The organism is Marinobacter salarius, assembly GCF_032922745.1.
In the GTDB taxonomy this organism is placed as follows: domain Bacteria; phylum Pseudomonadota; class Gammaproteobacteria; order Pseudomonadales; family Oleiphilaceae; genus Marinobacter.
The window spans coordinates 3711104-3730561 of sequence record NZ_CP136693.1; the positions used below are offsets into that span (position 1 = coordinate 3711104).

General features: G+C 58.4%; 16 protein-coding genes and 1 pseudogene. 13 read left to right on the top strand and 4 right to left on the bottom strand.

The window, feature by feature from the left end; translation table 11 throughout:
- Positions 1-3: 3 nt before the first annotated feature.
- Complete coding sequence (mtnA, locus tag R1T46_RS17235; RefSeq protein WP_317306324.1) at positions 4-1068, bottom strand: S-methyl-5-thioribose-1-phosphate isomerase; 1065 nt, start codon at positions 1066-1068, stop codon at positions 4-6.
- Positions 1069-1228: 160 nt separating this feature from the next.
- Here mtnA and R1T46_RS17240 point away from each other — a divergent pair, with 160 nt between their 5' ends.
- From R1T46_RS17240 to rdgC, 8 genes and pseudogenes are all read left to right on the top strand, one after another.
- Positions 1229-2569, top strand: a complete 1341-nt coding sequence (locus R1T46_RS17240; protein ID WP_317306325.1) for a TRZ/ATZ family hydrolase — start codon at positions 1229-1231, stop codon at positions 2567-2569.
- 34 nt (positions 2570-2603) lie between these two features.
- Positions 2604-3332 (top strand): bifunctional 2-polyprenyl-6-hydroxyphenol methylase/3-demethylubiquinol 3-O-methyltransferase UbiG, encoded by a 729-nt coding sequence (gene ubiG, locus R1T46_RS17245; RefSeq protein ID WP_317306326.1) that lies wholly within the window; start codon positions 2604-2606, stop codon positions 3330-3332.
- Positions 3333-3355: 23 nt separating this feature from the next.
- The gene (locus R1T46_RS17250; RefSeq protein WP_317306329.1) at positions 3356-4015 is read left to right on the top strand and encodes an HAD-IA family hydrolase; all 660 of its coding nucleotides are present in this window, start codon (positions 3356-3358) and stop codon (positions 4013-4015) included.
- A gap of 46 nt (positions 4016-4061) precedes the next feature.
- A pseudogene (locus R1T46_RS17255) lies at positions 4062-4796 on the top strand (YciK family oxidoreductase); the annotation flags it as partial.
- A gap of 15 nt (positions 4797-4811) precedes the next feature.
- Positions 4812-5045 carry a glutaredoxin family protein gene (locus tag R1T46_RS17260; protein WP_007151668.1) on the top strand — a complete coding sequence of 78 codons (234 nt, stop codon included), beginning with the start codon at positions 4812-4814 and terminating at the stop codon, positions 5043-5045.
- Positions 5046-5057: 12 nt separating this feature from the next.
- Positions 5058-5828: a peroxide stress protein YaaA gene (gene yaaA, locus R1T46_RS17265; protein ID WP_317306331.1), complete on the top strand. Its 771-nt coding sequence runs from the start codon at positions 5058-5060 to the stop codon at positions 5826-5828.
- A gap of 26 nt (positions 5829-5854) precedes the next feature.
- Positions 5855-6055, top strand: coding sequence for a DUF2788 domain-containing protein (locus R1T46_RS17270; protein WP_199480788.1), 201 nt, complete (start codon positions 5855-5857; stop codon positions 6053-6055).
- Between the two features lie 115 nt (positions 6056-6170).
- On the top strand, positions 6171-7100 hold the full coding sequence (gene rdgC / locus R1T46_RS17275; protein ID WP_317306332.1) for a recombination-associated protein RdgC: 930 nt from the start codon (positions 6171-6173) through the stop codon (positions 7098-7100).
- A 10-nt stretch (positions 7101-7110) separates the two neighbouring features.
- On the opposite strand, the gene R1T46_RS17280 is transcribed toward rdgC, so the two are convergent.
- Positions 7111-9855: a GNAT family N-acetyltransferase gene (locus tag R1T46_RS17280; protein WP_288352870.1), complete on the bottom strand. Its 2745-nt coding sequence runs from the start codon at positions 9853-9855 to the stop codon at positions 7111-7113.
- 172 nt (positions 9856-10027) lie between these two features.
- Here R1T46_RS17280 and R1T46_RS17285 point away from each other — a divergent pair, with 172 nt between their 5' ends.
- Positions 10028-10954, top strand: coding sequence for a histone deacetylase family protein (locus tag R1T46_RS17285; RefSeq protein WP_288352872.1), 927 nt, complete (start codon positions 10028-10030; stop codon positions 10952-10954).
- A gap of 17 nt (positions 10955-10971) precedes the next feature.
- On the opposite strand, the gene R1T46_RS17290 is transcribed toward R1T46_RS17285, so the two are convergent.
- Positions 10972-11904, bottom strand: a complete 933-nt coding sequence (locus R1T46_RS17290; protein ID WP_199448956.1) for a flagellar protein MotY — start codon at positions 11902-11904, stop codon at positions 10972-10974.
- Positions 11905-12057: 153 nt separating this feature from the next.
- On the opposite strand from R1T46_RS17290, the gene pyrC reads away from it, so the two are divergent.
- A complete protein-coding gene (pyrC, locus tag R1T46_RS17295; protein ID WP_288352874.1) occupies positions 12058-13089 on the top strand; it encodes a dihydroorotase in 1032 nt (343 codons plus the stop codon).
- Between the two features lie 110 nt (positions 13090-13199).
- Positions 13200-13826, top strand: a complete 627-nt coding sequence (rnt, locus tag R1T46_RS17300) for a ribonuclease T (protein ID WP_407070142.1) — start codon at positions 13200-13202, stop codon at positions 13824-13826.
- A gap of 65 nt (positions 13827-13891) precedes the next feature.
- Here rnt and R1T46_RS17305 read toward each other — a convergent pair whose 3' ends face one another.
- Positions 13892-15877 carry an SDR family oxidoreductase gene (locus tag R1T46_RS17305; protein ID WP_317306334.1) on the bottom strand — a complete coding sequence of 662 codons (1986 nt, stop codon included), beginning with the start codon at positions 15875-15877 and terminating at the stop codon, positions 13892-13894.
- A gap of 401 nt (positions 15878-16278) precedes the next feature.
- Between R1T46_RS17305 and R1T46_RS17310 the strand changes: the two genes are divergently transcribed.
- Together R1T46_RS17310 and R1T46_RS17315 are read left to right on the top strand one after the other, a co-directional pair.
- Entirely contained in the window at positions 16279-16578 is a 300-nt protein-coding gene (locus R1T46_RS17310; RefSeq protein ID WP_288352877.1) for a hypothetical protein, read from the top strand.
- Positions 16579-16602: 24 nt separating this feature from the next.
- Positions 16603-19455 carry an insulinase family protein gene (locus R1T46_RS17315; RefSeq protein WP_317306335.1) on the top strand — a complete coding sequence of 951 codons (2853 nt, stop codon included), beginning with the start codon at positions 16603-16605 and terminating at the stop codon, positions 19453-19455.
- Positions 19456-19458: the final 3 nt, after the last annotated feature.

Consider the following 19458-nt stretch of genomic DNA (forward strand, 5'->3'; position numbering starts at 1 on the left):
GTCTCAGCTAAACAATCCCGCCATACCGGTCAGGTTCGGGGTGCTGACCACGCCCTTCTCAGTGACGATGACGTCGATCAGACTGGCCGGCGTCACATCAAACACCGGGTTGAAGGCCTTCACGCCGGTGGGAGCGACCTGAACACCCCGAACCTGCCTGAGCTCCTCCCCCTCGCGTTCTTCAATCGGGATGTCCTTGCCCGACGCGAGGGCCATGTCCACCGTACTGGACGGTGCCACGACCATAAAACCGACTTTATGATGCCGGGCCAGAACCGCCAGGCTATAAGTACCAATCTTGTTGGCTACATCTCCGTTGGCCGTAATTCGGTCCGCGCCGACAATCACCCAACGCACATGACCCGCCGCAAGTATCGATGCCGCCGCCCCATCTGCGTTGAGCGTCACCGGAATCCCATCCCTTGCCAGTTCCCAGGCGGTCAATCGGCTACCCTGAAGCCAAGGCCGGGTCTCATCGGCAAACACATCCTTCAACAGCTTTTTCTCATGCAGCCGCCGGATCACTCCCAGCGCTGTGCCGTAGCCGCCGGTGGCAAGCGCCCCGGTATTGCAGTGGGTCAGAACCGAAAACGGTTTGCTGGCATCCATGTGGGCCAGTGCATAATCCGCCATTGCCAGATTGGCGGACAGGTCGTCCTTATGGATTTGAACCGCCGTTTCGGAGAGGCGCTTTACCGCCTCCTCCAGGGAGTGACACTCTGAGAACACCTGCTCCATTTTCTGCAGCGCCCAGAACAGGTTCACCGCCGTTGGCCGGGAGGCCGCCAGTTCGCGAATGGCCTGCTTGATCTCCGCTTTCCAGTCACCGCCACCAGCGTGCCGGGCTGCAAGGGCAACACCGTACGCGGCGCTGATTCCGATCGCCGGCGCCCCACGCACCACCATATTGCGGATACTCTGAGCCACCCCGGCGGAGCCCTCCAGCGTAATCCAGTGTTCCTGGTCCGGCAGCAGCCGCTGATCCAACAATTCAAGGCTTCCGCCATGCCAGCGAATGGCGACGGTGCCGATGGCACGGTCACCAGATGAAACAGGGGCGCGACTCATTCATTAACTCCTGAGGGATTACAAAACGGCAGTATACCTGTGTTAATACGGTAAACTCAGCCCCCAGGGTAGTTCTCAACCGGGCCGGTCGCTATACTTTCTGGCTACATTTTCAGACAGCGTGGCCCCGTTCCAGGCTGCACGTACAAAGGCAGGGTTAATGACGGCAGACACCATTACCGCAGCAGACATTCGCATCAACGCACGTTGGCTGATTCCCATCGAGCCCGCTGATGTAGTTCTGGAACATCAGGCGGTTCTCGTCCAAGGTGACAGGATTGCCGCCATCGTATCGCAAGACGAGGCGGACGCCCGCTTCCGTACCAAGGAAGTGATCGACCTTCCCAGCCATGTGGTGCTGCCCGGCCTCATCAATATGCACGGCCACGCCGCCATGTCACTGTTCCGTGGCATGGCCGATGACCTGCCCCTGATGACCTGGCTTAACGACCACATCTGGCCCGCCGAGGGCGCGTTTGTCAGCGAAGCGTTCATCGCTGATGGCACCCAGCTTGCCATGGCGGAAATGCTGCGCACCGGCACCACCACGTTTTCCGATATGTATTTCTTTCCGGAAATCGTTGCCCAACTGGCGCACGACGTCGGCATGCGCGCGCAAATCTGCTTTCCGCTGCTGGACTTCCCCACACCCTGGGGGAGCGGGCCGGATGAATACCTGTCCAAAGGCGAAGCGTTCATCAAGCAGTGGCAGGACAACGCCTTCATCATGCCGGCCATTGGCCCCCATGCGCCCTACACCGTATCCGACGAGCCACTGAGTAAAGCCGTAGCGTTATCGGAGGCGACGGGTGCCCCGATCCAGATTCACCTGCATGAAACCGCTTTCGAAGTTGAGGACGCCCTGGAAAAGTCCGGCAAGCGCCCTACTGCCCGCCTGGCGGAGCTGAAAGTACTCGGCACCAACACCCAATGCGTGCACATGACGCAGATTGATGAGTCAGACGTAGCGCTACTCCAGGCGACCGGCGCCCACGTTATCCACTGCCCGGAATCCAACCTGAAACTGGCCAGCGGCCTGAGCCCGGTGCAGACATTCCGCAACGCCGGCGTCAATGTCGCCATTGGCACGGATGGCGCGGCCAGTAACAATGACCTGGACCTGTTCGGCGAGCTCAACACCGCCGCCATGCTGGCCAAGGTGGTTGCAGACGACGCCTCGGCACTGTCCGCCCACGAGGCACTGGCTATGGCGACCATCCAGGGCGCCAGGGCTCTTGGACGCGACCATGAACTGGGATCGCTGGCCGCCGGCAAACTGGCGGACATCATCGCCGTGGATCTTGGCGACCCATTCCTGCAGCCAGTGTATGATCCCGCCTCTCACCTGGTTTACAGCAACCATGGCCGCCAGGTAAGCCATAGCTGGATCAACGGCGTACCCCAGGTGCAGGAAGGCAAACTCACCCGCATTGACGTTCCAGACCTGATGCTACGCGTCCAGGGCTGGGCCGACCGTATTCGCGAACAGCAAACCAGTTGACGCTCACACTCTCAGCGACCAGGCAGAACGGCACATGAGTAACCACAACGTAGACCAGAACGAAATCGCCAAGTTTGAGGCACTGGCCAGCCGCTGGTGGGACCCTACCAGCGAATTCCGGCCCCTGCACGACATCAACCCCCTGCGACTCAATTACATTGATGAACGCGCGCCCCTCGCCGGTAAACGAGCGCTGGACGTCGGCTGCGGTGGTGGCCTGCTCTCCGAGGGCATGGCACTGCGTGGCGCCCATGTCACCGGCATTGATATGGGGGAAGCACCGCTATCCGTCGCGAGACTCCACGGTATGGAAAGCGGCATTGAAGTGGACTATCGCCAGATCACCGTAGAAGAACTGGCGCAAGATCCTGAACACGCAGGCCAGTACGATGTGGTGACTTGTCTGGAAATGCTTGAGCATGTGCCCGACCCGGCGTCGGTGATCAGCGCCTGCGCCACCATGCTCAAACCGGGCGGACATCTGTTCGTGTCTACCATCAACCGCAACCCCAAGTCGTTCCTGTTCGCCATCGTCGGCGCGGAGTATATGCTCCGCCTGCTGCCCAAGGGCACCCACGAGTGGCGCAAGTTTATCCGGCCGTCCGAGATGTCCGACCATCTCCGCCACGCTGGCCTGGACATCCGCGACCTGACCGGCATGACCTATAATCCGATTACCAAAGCCTACCGCCTGGGGCGGGATGTGGACGTGAACTACATGATGCACGCCATGGACACACGAGAGGACAGTACGCCGTCGTGAACGCCACACCCCCAGAGCCAGCCATGCCAGCAACCCCGTCGACCGTCCTGTTTGACCTGGACGGTACGTTGATCGATACCGCACCGGACTTTATTCGTTGCCTGAATGAGCTGCGACTCTCTCACGGTTTACCAGGCCTGCCCGCACCGCATATCCGGCGCTCTGTCTCCAACGGGGCCCGGGCCATGATCAAGATTGGCTTCGGGCTCGACCCGGACCATCCCGACTACCTGGAAAAGCACACCGCATTTCTCGACCTTTACGAGGCCGGCGTTGCCGTGGAAACCGCTCTGTTCGAGGGCATGGACAACCTCCTGAAAAGCCTCGAAGCACGGGGTATCCCCTGGGGCATTGTCACCAACAAGCCGGTTCGCTTCGCCGTTCCGTTGGTGGAAGCCCTGGGACTTGCAAACCGCTGTGCAGCGGTGATCTGCCCCGACCATGTCACCCACCGCAAACCCCATCCAGAAGCTCTGTTTCTTGCCTGCAAGGAAGTGGGCGTCGAACCGACAGCGGGCGTTTACGTAGGCGACCATGAGCGCGATATCGAAGCCGGGCGCAATGCAGGGATGACAACTATTGCGGTTCGTTACGGTTATATCGAGCAGCCGGAAGCCGTTGATCTGTGGCATGCCGACCTTATTGCGGACACCGTCAGCGACCTGGCAAAACTGTTACAATAGCGCCGATGGCAGCACTATTTCAGCATTTCCCAAATGGAGACTCAGAATGCAGGACTATCAAGCACCGGCCGACCTACTGAAAGAACGCATTATCATGGTGACCGGTGCCGGCAGCGGGATAGGAAGGGCTGCAGCAAAGGCCTATGCGGCTCACGGCGCCACCGTCATTCTCGTCGGCCGCACCGTCTCCAAACTGGAATCCGTCTACGATGAGATCGAAGCGGCGGGTCATCCCAAACCAGCCATCGTACCGCTGAATTTTGAAGGCGCTGCGGTGAAGGAGTACGAAGAGCTGGCCATGACCATTGAAGACAACTTCGACCGGATCGACGGGCTTCTCCACAACGCAGCCATTCTTGGCACTCGCAGCCCGATCGAACTGTACGATCCGGAAATCTGGAACAAGGTCATGCATGTCAATGCCACCGCGCCCTTCCTGCTGAGCCGGGCGATGATTCCGTTACTGCGCAAATCCGACGATGCCTCGGTGATTTTCACCGCCTCCGGCGTCGGGCGCCGGGCCAAACCCTACTGGGGCGCCTACGCCGTTTCCAAATTCGCCATTGAAGGCCTGAGCCAGATGCTGGCAGAGGAGCTGGATGACGACCGCCACAACGTCCGCGTGAACAGTCTTAACCCCGGTGCCACCCGTACCAATATGAGAGCCACCGCGTACCCGGCTGAAAACCCGGACCAGAATCCCGCGCCGGAGGAACTGATGCCGGTGTACCTGTACCTGATGGGTAAGGACAGTCACGACGTGAATGGCCAACAGATAGAACGCACAGCCGAAATAATGGAACTGATTTTCTACACCACGTCCCAATGCCACTTGTGCGAACTGGCGGAAGCCCTATTGGTCAGAACGCCCATGCCGGAGCCGGTGCCCGTGGACGCCGTGGACATTGCCCAGTCCGAAAAACTGGTTGAACGCTATGGCACCCGGATTCCGGTGTTGCGCCGTAACGATACCGGTGAAGAACTGGACTGGCCGTTCACCAGTGACCAGTTAATGAATTTTCTTCGATGAGGACAGCCCGACATGTTGATGGTGATATCCCCCGCCAAGACACTGGACTACGAGAGCCCGCTGGCGACCCAAAAGACAACCCAGCCGGACTTTCTCGACGATGCCTGTGAACTGATAGACCAGCTTAAAGACCTGGAACCCCACGACATCAGTAACCTGATGGGGATCAGCGACAAGCTCGGTCAGCTCAATGCTGAACGCTTTCGCACCTGGCACACCCCCTTCACACCGGATAACGCCCGCCAGGCGGTACTGGCCTTCAAGGGCGATGTTTACACCGGCCTGGATGCGGAAAGCTTCAGCGATAAAGAATTCGAGATTGCCCAGAAGCGACTGAGAATTCTGTCCGGCCTCTACGGTGTGCTCAAGCCGCTGGACCTGATGCAACCCTATCGTCTGGAGATGGGTACCAAGTTCGAGAACCGCAGGGGCAAGGATCTGTACGCTTTCTGGGGCAGCAAAGTGACCGATGAGCTTAACCGCTTGTTGAAGGCTGATGATGGCGTGCTGGTAAACCTGGCCTCTAACGAATACTTCAAGAGCGTTCGCAAAAAGGATCTTGAAGGTCGTCTGGTTACACCGCAGTTCAAGGACTGGAAAAACGGCCAGTACAAGATGATCAGTTTTTACGCCAAAAAGGCCCGGGGCCTGATGTGTCGCTACGCCATCCAGAACGACATCACCCAGGCCAGTGACCTGAAGGGCTTTGACCTGGAAGGTTACCGGTTCAGCGAAGAGCAGTCCGATGCGGACAGCTGGGTATTCCTGCGGGATAAGCCGTAAACCGTTCACTGAATCCGGAGACATTAATGAGTGAAGCCGTTTTTTCCCAGCTCGCCATGCTGGTCTTTCTCACAGGCCTGATCGTCTGGATGGGATTCATCGTGTGGGATCTGGCCAAAAAGTCCCAGGCCGGGCGGTTTGGCACCATCATTTTGTTCACCATACTCGGTGCTGGCGTGGTGGGGTTCATCATCAAGACCGTGATGGTGGAGATCATGAAGCTCTAGCTGCCCAAGATGAGGTTTTCAGCATTGTCACTTTACGGCCACGGACCCGTGGCCGTATCATCCCCACCCTTTTCAGACTCTCACCATCATCGAATAACCAACAAGGATCCGGACCATGTGGTTTCGTAATGCCCGCGTATTCCGTTTTACCAAGCCATTCGAAATAACCGCCGAAGCCCTGGAAGAAAAACTCCAGGAAGACGCCTTCAAATCCTGTGGTCCCCAGGAAACCTCACGCCAGGGCTGGGTATCGCCCATGGGTAAGCACAGCGATCTGCTGGTTCATAGCGCCGGCGGCTATCACCTGATTGCCCTGCGCAAGGAAGAGAAGCTGCTGCCCGCCTCCGTCATCAAGGAACTGGTGGACGAGAAGGCTGAAATGATTGAAGCGGAACAACACCGAAAGGTGCGGCGCAAGGAAAAGGACGAACTGAAAGAAGAAGTGACACTGGAAATGCTGCCCCGGGCATTTTCCAAAAACCGTCGCTGCTACGCCTATCTGGCACCGGCAGACGGTGTACTGGTTGTTGACGCAGGCTCCTCCAAGCAGGCGGAAGATCTGGCCTCCACGCTTCGCAAGAGCCTGGGGTCACTGCCCGTTCGCCCGCCAGCCGTGGAGCAGGCACCCGCCTTCACCTTCACCGGCTGGTTGAACGAGTCCATCGATCTACCCGCGAGCATCGAGCTGGGCAATGAGTGCGAGCTGAAAGATACCTCCGAAGACGGTGGCGTGGTGCGCTGCAAAGGCCTGGATCTTCAGGGTGATGAAATCCGCAGTCATCTGGACGCCGGCATGCAGGTGACCAAGCTGTCCGTCACCTGGGACGACAGCCTGTCGTTCGTGCTGGACGAGGAACTGGGCATCCGTCGCCTGAAATTCGGCGATACCCTGCAGGAAAAGCTGGACGATGTGGACGCGGATGACGCCGCGGCTCGCTTCGACGCCGCATTTTCACTGATGACCCTGGAACTGGCCAGGCTGATTCCTGGCCTGCTGGAGGCCTTGGGCGGCGAAGACCGTTCCGCCATTGTGGAAGAAAGCTGAACTTAACGATTCAGTGGGACGTCTGTTCCAGGCGCTCCCGCTGCCAGTCCTTCTCCGGCTCGTTCAGTACCAGCGTCAGGTCCATTACTTCCTCTTCCGTGTTGTAGTGGATCTCGAAGCCCAGATGCTCAGCCAGTTGCAGCATCGGACGATTGTCCGGCAACACATCACCCACCATCTCCACCGTGCCCTTGGCACGGCAATAGTCGATCATCTTCTGCATCAGGGCCACACCCAGTCCCTCGCCTTTCATCCTGTCGTGCACCATCACCGCGAACTCACAGCGCAGGTTGTCGGCATCGGTCCAGGTTCGCACCGTTCCCAGGGTCTCCTCCCCCTCGCCGTCCTCCCTTGGCGCATTGGCAATAAAGACCATTTCCCGGTCGTAGTCGATTTGCACCATTTGGGCCACGTCTTCACGGGAGAAGTGCTTGCGGTACTGGAAAAAACGGTAACGGATGGACTCCGGGGACTGGAGCTCGTGGAATGCACGGTGCGCCGGTTCGTCTTCCGCCAGCACTGGGCGAATGATGACACGGCGCCCGGACTTCGGCAGAACGACCCACTCCTCCAGTTCCCTGGGATACGGCTGGATAATTGGCCGCCCCGGCTTGTCCGCCAGGTCAATCGCCACGTTAACCGCTACCGTGCCCTGGTCGTTGAACAACAGCGGTGAGATCTCCAGCCCGCGAATCTCCGGAATATCGATCACAATCTGGGACAGAGTCACCAGGGTTTCCGAGACTGCACGTATGTCTTCCTCGGGCTTCAGGCTGTGTTCTTTCAGCAACTTGTACATGTAGGTGCGCCGCAACAGCTCCCGGGCCAACACCATATTCAACGGTGGCAAGGCAATCTGCCGATCCGTCATTACGTTGATATGCGCCCCGGACGCGCCGCAGACCACCAGCGGCCCAAACAACTTATCCCGGGTGATCCCCACACTGAATTCGATGCCACCAACGTGCTGGTAGGAGCGTTGCACTGCGAAGCCCAGAAAGCCACTGTCAGGGTAGTGTTTCTGGTATTCGTCCATCAGGAAGCGACAGGAATCCATAATCGCTCCCTCACTATTCAGTTTCTGAACCGTGCCCTTGTAACGGCGCTGTCCAGGACTGAGCTCCACGAGCGGATGACAGGCCTGCTCATGGATCAGCGTTATGTCCACCGGACGACGCTCCACGGCGAAGACTTCCAGCACTTCCTCCATATCGTCGCAATACATGGTCTCGACGGCGTTAATGCCATAATTCCGGATCACGTCGCGGGCTTCCTGGTTGGACAGATGCGCCCGTCCGGAGCGAATGGCATTCACTACAACACGACGTGTTTGGGTATGGTCGGCCAGATGATCGGTAAAAGACTCCGGCGTTTCTGTCAGCAGCCGCTGCACACGCTGGTGTCGCACGTGCTGCATGAACGCCATGACGGCCTTCTCGGGGTTGAAGAATGACGGTAAGCCCGCCCGATAAAACTCATCGCGGGCATCCAGTACCGTACTTTGCCCCAACCAGCAGGTGAATACGTTCAAGCGCGTGCCCTTGGCCGCCTGCACCACCGCATCGGCAATCCGCAGGCTGTCCTCGGTCAGGCTGGGGGCATACATCACCAGAACGTTGGCCACTTCCGGGTCTTTGGCAAGAATCTTGATGGCTTTGGCGTAGAGCTCCGGCGAGGCGGCGTAACCGAGGTCGATGGGATTCTTTCGAGTCCAGTACGGTGGCAGGAGTTCTGCCAGTGAATCAATCGACTTGCCCGACAGTTTCGCCAATTCGCCACCCAGATACGCCAACCGATCCACAGCCAACACGCCTGGCCCGACACCGTTGGCCATGATAGCGAGCGTTTCACGCCGTAGGCGCCGCATTCGCGTCAGGGTTTCCAACGCATCAAACATCTGCCCCAAGCCATCCACACGCAGAACACCGGCACGCTGGAGCATGGCGTCGTATATGGGGTCACTCTGGGGCAGCCCCGCAGGCAACTCGTGAGGGAACCATTCCGATTCCGGAACACGGCCGCTCTTCACGGCAATCACCGGCTTGGTGCGGGAAGCAACACGCACGGCGGACATAAAGCGGCGCGGGTTGGGGATGTTCTCGATGTGCAGCAATATTGCGCGGGTCTGACTGTCCTGGGCCAGATAGTCGATCAGGTCGTCATGGTCGATGTCCATCCCATCGCCCAGTGTCAGGAAGTAGGAGAAACCCACACCCCGGGCGAACGCCCAGTCAATGACCGAACTGGCGATAGTGCCGGACTGGCCCACAAATGCGACCTTTCCTGGAATAGCCCCCATATGGGCGTAGGTGGCGTTCAGACTGCGAGCTGGCACCATCAGCCCAATGGTATTGGGACCAAGCACGCGGATACCGGTTTCCCGCGCAGCATCGCGGACCGAATACATTAGTGGCTGGCCGGTTTTGCTGTGGCTCCTGGACATGCCGCCGGTCATCACAATAGCCGTGCGGACGCCTGCCTCGCCCAGTCGCTTGATCATCTTCGGCACGGTATCCGGGGGCGTACAGATAATCGCCAGATCGGGGCTAAACCCCATGCGGGATACCTTCTTGACGCACTGCACGCCATGAACGTTGTCGTAGTCGTTCTGGTTGACCACCATCAACTGACCAGGATAACCACCCCCCAGCAAGTTCCGGAGTACCATGCCACCCAAGTTGTCCGCCCGTTCCGAGGCGCCAATAACCACGATGGAGGACGGGTTGAAAAGGCTTTCCAGATAACGGGTGCTCAAGCTTCACTCCTTGATTCGGGTCGACCGGGCATGTGTACACCTTATCTTAGGCGCTTGCCTGGCGATGTAAAACGGCTATCGCCGCCATAAGACCAAAGAAACGCAGAAAGCCCGCCCTATCCCTGATAATATTGGACAAAATACAAGCACAGCCAGAGCGTTCGGAACCAGTATGACAACGGGATTCTTCTCTCACGACGACTGCATGAAACACAATATGGGGGCGGAGCATCCTGAGTGCCCGGAGCGCCTTGCCGCCATCACCAGCTACCTGGCCGACACCGGCCTGGGGCAAGACCTCGACTGGGTGCGGCCCGACGAAGCCACCCGGGATCAGTTGCTGACCGTGCACCCCGAACGCTATCTGAACCAACTTGATCTGATGCAGCCCACCAGGGGACGGGTGTATACCGACCCCGACACCGCCATGATGCCGGACACCCTGAGAGCCGCCCGCCTTGCCGCTGGCGCCAGCATTGAAGCGGTCGATATGGTGCTCAGCAGCCAGCTCACCAACGCGTTTGTGTGCGCCAGGCCTCCCGGGCACCATGCCGAACGCAGTAAATCCATGGGCTTCTGCTTCTACAACAACATCGCACTGGCCGCCATGCGGGCCCTGAACTTTCACCAGTTGGAGCGGGTAGCGATTATTGATTTCGATGTTCACCAGGGCAACGGCACAGTCGACATCGTGGGCGGTGATGAACGCATCCTGATGTGTTCCAGTTTCCAGCACCCGTTCTACCCGCATTCCCACGTCCATCGCCAGGCGGAAAACATCATCAACACGCCCATTCAGGCAGACACGCCAGCGGATGAATACAGAAGGATCGTGGAAGCAGCGTGGCTAAAACGGCTACAGGACTTCCGGCCGCAACTGGTGCTAGTCTCCGCCGGCTTTGACGGCCACCGGCTGGACCCGATGGCGGAGCTGAACCTGGAAGTAGAGGATTACCGCTGGTTGACGGAAATGATCACCAGCGTGGCCCGCGACCATGCCAACGACCGAGTCATCTCAACCCTGGAGGGTGGCTATCATTTGAGGGCGCTGGCCGAGAGTGTCAACGCTCACCTCAAGGTACTCAACGCCATCCACTGAGATTACCGCACGCAACGTCAGGTATTTGGCGTTGCAGCCTCGTAGCCATTGGCTTGTTGCAGGTCAGGCCGTTCGCCTTCGCGCTGAAGGCGAATTGTAGTGCGCCGGTTGTCTGCCGGGCGGCGTGATACCGGGTACTGGTCCGCATGAGCCCTGGTGGTCACGAGATCGGCATCGATGCCCTGCCCGATCAGGTAATCCGCCACCGCATTGGCCCGCTCTTCGGACAACGCGCGATTGTCGATACGGCTACCGCTGCTGTCGGTATGCCCATCCACGAACACTCTCTCCACAGTGGAATCCGCCTGGATGTAAATCAAAATGTTGTCGAGAAACCGACGGTCAGCTTCGGACAGGCTGGTGCTGCCTGACGCAAAGGAAATGCGGGACCGCTTGATCTGATCGTAGTTGACCGGCAACAGGCCGGCGGTGCAGCTTCGATAACCAGAGAACTGGCCCGCAAAGTTAATGTTGGACACTTTCACCCGAACCGGGCTGCCGTCGTACCAGGACTCACGCGTAACCGTTGGGTCCATCCCCTCCAGCAGGCTCTGGACAAGCACCATGGCCAGACGTGACTCGAGCATCACTGGTCGACGACTGTCGTCCACATTTACCCGACCAAGGGGACGGGGGGCGGTTCCCGGACGCCAGGACGGAGCCTCCATCACCAACTGAGCCTGACCCGGGCGCATGAGCGGGGTTTCCGACTCGAGGAAGAAGGACAACGACTCGCCCGCCTTATGGCGGAATACAGCACGACCGTAGCCCGGAACCTGGTGTACCAGAGTACACTCGAACACGGACTCCGACAGGTACCACTGACTGTTCTCGATACCTGCGCCAAAGGTGGCGGCCTGCACCGCGACAGAACCTGCCGTTAGTGCACCGATTGCACTGGAAACCACTGCACCACGCAGGAAGGCGGAAATTCGTGCCATACCATCCATCCGTCTGAAAAGATTCACTACCTTGGTAACGGCCGAAGTGGATCTTTCTTTAGGACACCCACCAAAACAATCGCTGTCGGCTTCTGATATAATTTCGCCAGAATTTTTCAGGGGTTCACGTTTGACGGGCCCCAGCACATCCCGGAACCGTAAATGACCGAACAACTGATCATCACCCGTCCTGACGACTGGCACCTCCACGTGCGGGACGGCGACATTCTCAAGGACGTCGTACCCGCCACGGCCCGCTGCTTTGGCCGCGCCATCATCATGCCGAACCTGGCGCCACCGGTGACGGAGGCCGAACAGGCCATGGCTTACCGTAGCAGGATACTGGCCGCAGCCGGCGAAACCGGGTTTGATCCGCTGATGACGCTGTACCTCACAGAAAGCACTACGCCTGCGCAAATCAGGGATGCCAAGGCTGCGGGCGTGGTTGCCGCCAAACTGTATCCGGCCGGCGCCACCACCAACTCCGCGTCGGGTGTGACCGACATCCGCAACATCTATCCGGTACTGGAGGCCATGAGTGACTGCGGCATGCTGTTGCTGGTCCACGGCGAAGTCACCGACGCAGACATCGACATCTTCGACCGGGAAAAGATCTTCCTCAAGCGCGTACTGGCGCCAACCATGGAAGCGTTCCCGGATTTACGGGTGGTTCTGGAGCACATCACCACCGCCGATTCGGCCGAGTTCGTGCGTGACCACGACGGTGACAACCTGGGTGCCACCATCACGCCGCAACACCTGATGTACAACCGCAACCACATGCTGGTCGGCGGCATTCGCCCTCACCTGTATTGTCTGCCCATCCTCAAACGCAACCGGCACCAACAGGCATTGCGGGATGCCGTAGTCAGCGGGGACCGTCGTTTTTTCCTGGGAACGGATTCAGCGCCGCACTCGAAAGACAAAAAGGAAACAGCCTGTGGCTGCGCCGGTTGCTACTCGGCGTTCAGTGCCATGCCCCTGTATGCGGAGATTTTCGAAGACCTTGGCGTGCTGGATAAACTGGAAGCCTTTGCCAGCTTCAATGGTGCTGACTTCTACGGCCTTCCCAGAAACAGCGATACCATCACGCTGGTGAAAGAATCCTGGGACATGCCCGACGAGTTGCCACTGGCTGACGGGACCATCGTACCTCTGAAGGCAGGCGAAAGCCTGAGATGGCGGCTTACCTGATCATCAATCTAACCAACCGTTCCTTATTAATTGTTCCTTTACCAGGCCTGCAACCCTGGCCAGACACTCCGGGAGTTTAAGTGACTGAAGAACATAAAGAACCGCATCCCATGTCCCGCCGCTTCCGTGGTTTTCTGCCGGTTGTGGTGGATGTGGAAACCGGTGGTTTCAATCCTGAGAAGGATGCCCTGCTGGAAATTGCTGCGGTCATACTGACAATGGATGACGACGGCTGGTTAAAGCGGGCGGAAACTCACGTGCAGCAGATCGACCCGTTTGAGGGCGCCAACCTGGAGCAATCTGCGCTGGACTTCACTGGTATCGACCCGTGGAACCCGGAGCGGGAAGCGGTTCCGGAGCGAGAAGGCATGAGCGAGATTTTCGGGCCCATCCGCAAGGCCGTCAAAGCCCACGATTGCAAACGGGCAGTACTCGTTGGCCACAACGCCACCTTCGATCACAACTTTGTGTTCGCCGCCGCCCTACGCTCAGACATCCGCCGCAACCCGTTTCATCCGTTCTCCACATTCGACACCGCAACGTTGGCTGGCCTGGCCTATGGCCATACAGTATTGGCCCAGGCCTGCAAGCTGGCGGGCATACCGTTCAGCAACAAGGACGCGCACTCGGCCGCCTATGACGCTGAGAAAACTGCCGACCTGTTCTGTGGCATCGTCAATCGCTGGCGCGAAATCGGTGGCTTCCCACCGCCGCCGGTACCGGACGACATCGAATAGCCACCGCAAATAGCAGCCACAAAAAACCCCGCGCGAAGCGGGGTTTTTTGGTTTTCAGGACGCTATTACCAGTAAATACCCCGCATGATCGCCGCAAAGGCTACCTGCTCGGAGGAAACCTTCGGCTTAGCACCGGAACGACTGCCGGCCGCCGACGGAGAGTCCGGGAACATGCGGTAACCAGTGTTCATCACGATCTCGCCCATCTTCGGCGCCAGCGCCTGCATGACCTGGGCGAAAATGCCGAGACGCGTGGCGATGCGCTTGGGACGGTAAACAATGGCATCCGCCACCATTTCCGCCGCTTCGTCCGGCGTCAGTGTAGGCACCGAGTCGTAGATCTTTGTGGGCGCGATCATCGGCGTTTTTACCAGCGGCATGTTGATGGTGGTAAAGGTCACGTTGCGATCCGACCACTCCGCCGCCGCACAACGGCTGAAGGTATCCAGCGCTGACTTCGACGCGACGTAGGCCGAGAAACGGGGCGCGTTGGTCAATACACCAATGGACGAAATATTGACCACGTGGCCGCAACGGCGTTCCAGCATAGCCGGTGCAAACCCCATGATCAGGCGAACGGAACCGAAGTAGTTCAGCTGCATGGTACGCTCGAAATCGTGGAAGCGATCGAACGAGAGCGCCAGCGAGCGACGGATCGAACGGCCCGCATTATTGACCAACACGTCCACATGGCCGTGATTGTCCAGTACCGTTTTTACGAATCGATCACAGTCATCCATGTCGGCAAAGTCGCACTGGTAGGCATGAACGTTGCCACCACGGGCTTCCAAGTCCGCAGCCACTTCCATCAGGCGTTCTTTCTTGCGGGCACCAATCACCAGGATAGCGCCGGCATCCGCCAGTTTTTCTGCCGTCGCCAGGCCGATGCCCGAGGTACCTCCGGTGATTACACAGACCTTTCCTTCCACCGTGCCACGCAGAGTACGATCCTTGAACAGGTCGGGGTCCAGGTTACGTTCCCAGAAATCCCACAGCACCGCAGCGTAACCCTCCAGGCGGGGCACCTCGATACCGGTGTCCTTGAGGACCCGCTCCGTCTCACGGGCGTCAAACCGCGTGGGATAGTTGATGAACGACAACACCGAAGGCGGAATGCCCATATCGTCCAGCAATGCGGTGGTCAGACGCTTAACGGGCGGCAGATTCTTCAGACTCTGGCGGATAAACGGCGGCACGAACCCGAACATGCGCGAGTCGATCCGCATCGCCATACGGGGAGCGTGACCGGCTTCGGAGAAAATATTGAGGATCTCGCCCACTTTGTAGGGGTCGGAATCCACCAGGTGGAAGCAGTTCCCGTCCTCGCCCTTCAGGTGCGCGATGTGATCCATCGCATTCACCACGAAATCCACCGGCACGATGTTCAGTCGCCCACCCTCGATGCCAATCGTCGGCACCCATTGGGGCAGTGCATGGCGAATTTTCTGGATCATCTTAAAGAAGTAATAGGGCCCGTCGACCTTGTCCATCTCACCGGTCTTTGAGTGACCAACCACCATACCAGGGCGGTAAATCCGGAACGGAACGGTGCAACTCTCGCGAACCACCTTTTCAGATTCGTGCTTGGTCAGCAGGTAGGGATGGTCGAGCTTTTCCGCCTCCTCGAACATGTCCTCGCGGAAGGTGCCCTTGAACAGGCCAGCCGCCGCGATGGAGGAAACATGATGGAAGCAACCGGCTTCCATAGCGGCTGCCGCATTGACGGCACTGTGGGTGCCCTCGATGTTAGTGGCCTGCTGGGACTTTTCGTCCGCCCCCATGTCATACACTGCAGCAAGGTGGAAGAAATGATCAATGTTACCCTTGAGCGATTTCATCGTCTTGGCATCGATGCCCAGGTTCGGGCTGGTAAGGTCGCCGATCACTGCTTTCACTCTGGACTCATCCGCGCCCCAGCGCTCCCTCAACGTGTCCAGTTTTTCCTGTGATTGCTCGCGAACCAGTACATGCACTGTGCCGCCACGAGCCAACAGTTTGTCAACGAGAAAACGGCCGATAAATCCGGTGCCACCCGTCAGAAAGTAATTCATTGATAGTCCACCCTGCTTATTGCTCAGTTGTTGTCATTTCCCTTTGTTGCCATCGGATATATTAGACCAAAGTCTTATACCGCCGATGCACGCCGGCATTGTACTTAATTGCAACACTCATGTATCGAACTTTTTTAGAGCATTTACTCTGTAAGCCATTGTTTTGGTTAGAGCGTTTACTCTAATTCATGCATGCAATACACGCCGGAACCTGTTCGGTTAACCGGCACTCTGAAATTGAGACTAGCACAAGGTGGGCAGGCTGCCCGCAAATCCTTACCATTACTGGAAGGAAATGAAACCTGACGGTTGCAATGACATAATCGGAACCTTCAACGGCAGTTTCTGTCTCTATACTCTCTACACACTCTCTACATTTCCCGCACTTCGGAACCCGGAACATGCACAAAGACGATCCCAACGCTGAACGCTACATTGCCATTGCCCGCGCCTGCCTGAAGGCGATCAACGACACAGCCGCCGACGCCGGCACCCGGGAACAGAAAATCCAGGCCGTGTATCAGGCCATTGACCACGCCTTCCAGGCCGAATTCGCGGATTATCGCCAGTCCGTTGCGGTGATGGGGACGGTTCTTGAGCGCATTGCCTCCGGCCAGCTCGATGCCGACGCAGCCACCAGCCTGGCCAAGAAAACCCTGGATCAACAACCGGAAAGTACCCGTAACGCCCTGATTCATTAACGTTTCAACGCAAAGAGAGACTGTATGCACCCTGGCATCCATGGATTTGCCCAAGGTTTCCTTGGCCTGAAGCAAGGATTTCTCCTGGCGCTGGTATTGGCCTTCAGTTCGGTTGCCCTGGCGAGCCAGTCGCCCACAAAAAGCCCGAATGACGCCAACCTGTACCGTTATGTGCAGTTGGACAACCAACTTCGGGTGCTTCTGATTTCCGCGCCGGGCTCCGACAAAGCCGCAGCATCCATGAACGTTGCCGTCGGCAGTGGCGATGACCCCGCCAACCGCGAAGGCCTCTCTCACTTCCTTGAACACATGCTGTTCCTGGGCACGGAAAAATACCCTGACCCTGGCGAGTACCAGCAGTTCATCAAAAGCCATGGTGGCAGTCACAACGCATTCACCGCATTCCAGGACACCAACTACTTCTTCGACGTACAGGCCGAGCATCTGAAGGAAGCCCTGGATCGCTTCGCCGAGCAATTTTCAGCACCGCTGTTCACGCCAGAACTGGTGGATCGCGAACGCCGCGCCGTGCACTCGGAGTACAGCTCGAAACAGAAAGACGACAGCCGTCGCTTCTACTCCGTAAAAAAGGCCGTCAGCAATCCCGACCACGCGTTCCACCAGTTTGCCGTCGGTAACCTGACCACCCTGGAAAACACCGAAGAGCGCCCCTTGCGCCCGGACCTGATCGACTTCTGGAAAGCCCATTACTCGTCCAATCTGATGACGCTTGCCGTCTATGGCCCGCAATCGCTGGATCAGCTCGAGGCCATGGTACGAGGCCGCTTCGACCGCATCGAAAACCGCAACCTGAACGCGAAGGTCCACGACGAGCCACTGTTCAGCCCAGGCACCCTGCCCGCCCGCGTGCATGCGGATGCGCTGAAGGATATCCGCAACCTGACGCTCACCTTCCCCATCCCGTCTCAGGAAGACCACTACCGCGACAAGCCGGCCAACTACGTTGCCAGCCTGCTTGGCCACGAAGGCCCGGGCAGCCTGTTTGACGTTCTTAAGAAGGCTGGCCTGGTAGAAAGCCTGTCCGCAGGTAGCGGCATGGATACCGGCCAGGAAGCCACCCTGGAACTGAACATGGCGCTGACCCCGGAGGGCCTTGAAAATCAGGAAACCATTCTGGAACTGACCTTCGCCTACATCGACAAGGTGCGCGAGGAAGGCATTTCCCGCACTCGTTTCGAAGAAATGAAACAACTGGCACAGATCGATTTCCGTTTCCGTGAGAAGAGCCAACCGGTACAAGAAGTGATGCATCTGTCGCGACAGATGCGGCATGTGGCGCCAGAGGACGTACTCCAGGCGCCATGGATGATGGAAAGCTATGCACCCGATAAATACCGGAACATTCTGAACCGGCTTACTCCGGATAACGTGCTGGTGTCCGTCCTGGAAACAGAACCGAACCTTGAAGACCCCAACCTGACCCAGTGGTACGACGCCGCCTGGAAACTGAAGCCCCTCGCCATCCGGGACATTCGGGAACAGGACGACAACCCCATGGTGTCCAGGCTGGCCCTGCCGCTCGACAACCCTTTTATTCCCGAAGAACTCGACATGATCGACGGCGCAACCATGGAGCAGCCCGTTTCCATGGGGACCGTCAGTGGCATGGAGGTTTGGTACGCCCGGGACACCCGGTTTGAGACGCCCAAGGCCAATGTGTACCTAAGCCTGCGAACCCCGGCGACACGGGCATCCGCTCGCAGCAATGTGCTGTCGTCGCTGTTGGTGGATGCCATCAACACCAACGTGAACGCATGGGCCTATCCCGCCCAGCTGGCGGGACTCGACTACAGCATCTACCCCCACCTTCGGGGCATAACCGTCCGCGTCGGCGGTTACAGTGACAAGCTCCACACCCTGATGGCCCGCATCCTGACCCAGGTGGCGGACCCCACACTCACCGAGCAACGCTTCCGCATTGCCCGGCAAAACATGATCGATGGACTGCTAAACAAGGCCAAAGAACGGCCTGTGCAGCAGACCTCTGAACGCATTCAAAGCCTGCTTATCGAGGGTGCCTGGAGTACAGAGGAGAAGCTCAAGGCCGCCCGGGAAGTCACGCTGGATGAACTCAAATCCTTCTCCGAGGCGTTCCTGGCCCAGGTTGATCCTGTGATGCTGGCACACGGCAACATGACGCAAGCGTCCGCCCTTAACCTCACCAATCGTATCCATGCCATGGTGCTGGACGACAGTGAGCTGACAACGGTCGAGCGCAGCCGCGTTCGGGCCTTACCGGAAGGTGAAACCCTGTTACCGCTGGAGGTAGACCATCCGGACACCGGCTATACCCTCTATGTACAGGGCGATAACACCGGCTTTGAGGAACGCGCCGTATTCCGCCTGCTGGGGCAGATTATCAGCAGCCCGTTCTATGAAGAGCTCCGCACCAATCGCCAGCTTGGCTATATCGTTTACGCTACCCCGTTCGAAATGCTGGAAACCCCGGCGCTGGGCTTCGTGGTGCAATCCCCGGAAGCCAGTGGCGACCAGATCGACCAAGCGGTGCGGGAATTTTCCAAGGCTTTCAAGGACACGTTATCCAACCTCTCGGAGCAGGACCTGGCGCGAGAGAAACAGGCTGTCATCAGCCAACTGATGGAACAGGATCGGCAACTTGGTGAGATTTCGGAGCGTTACTGGCGTGAAATCGACCGCGGCGCGACCGACTTCAAATCAAGGGAGAAACTGGCCAAGGCGATACAACGCGTGAGCCGGGAAGCCCTGGTTAATACTTTGCAAAAGCAGGTCATTGACCGTAAACAGGCACTGCAGGTGTTCACTACAGCCGAGGCAAAAAACAACGCCAGCGCGGTTGAGCTGTTGCTGCAACGCAGCGCTGTTCCCGACGCCTGATCA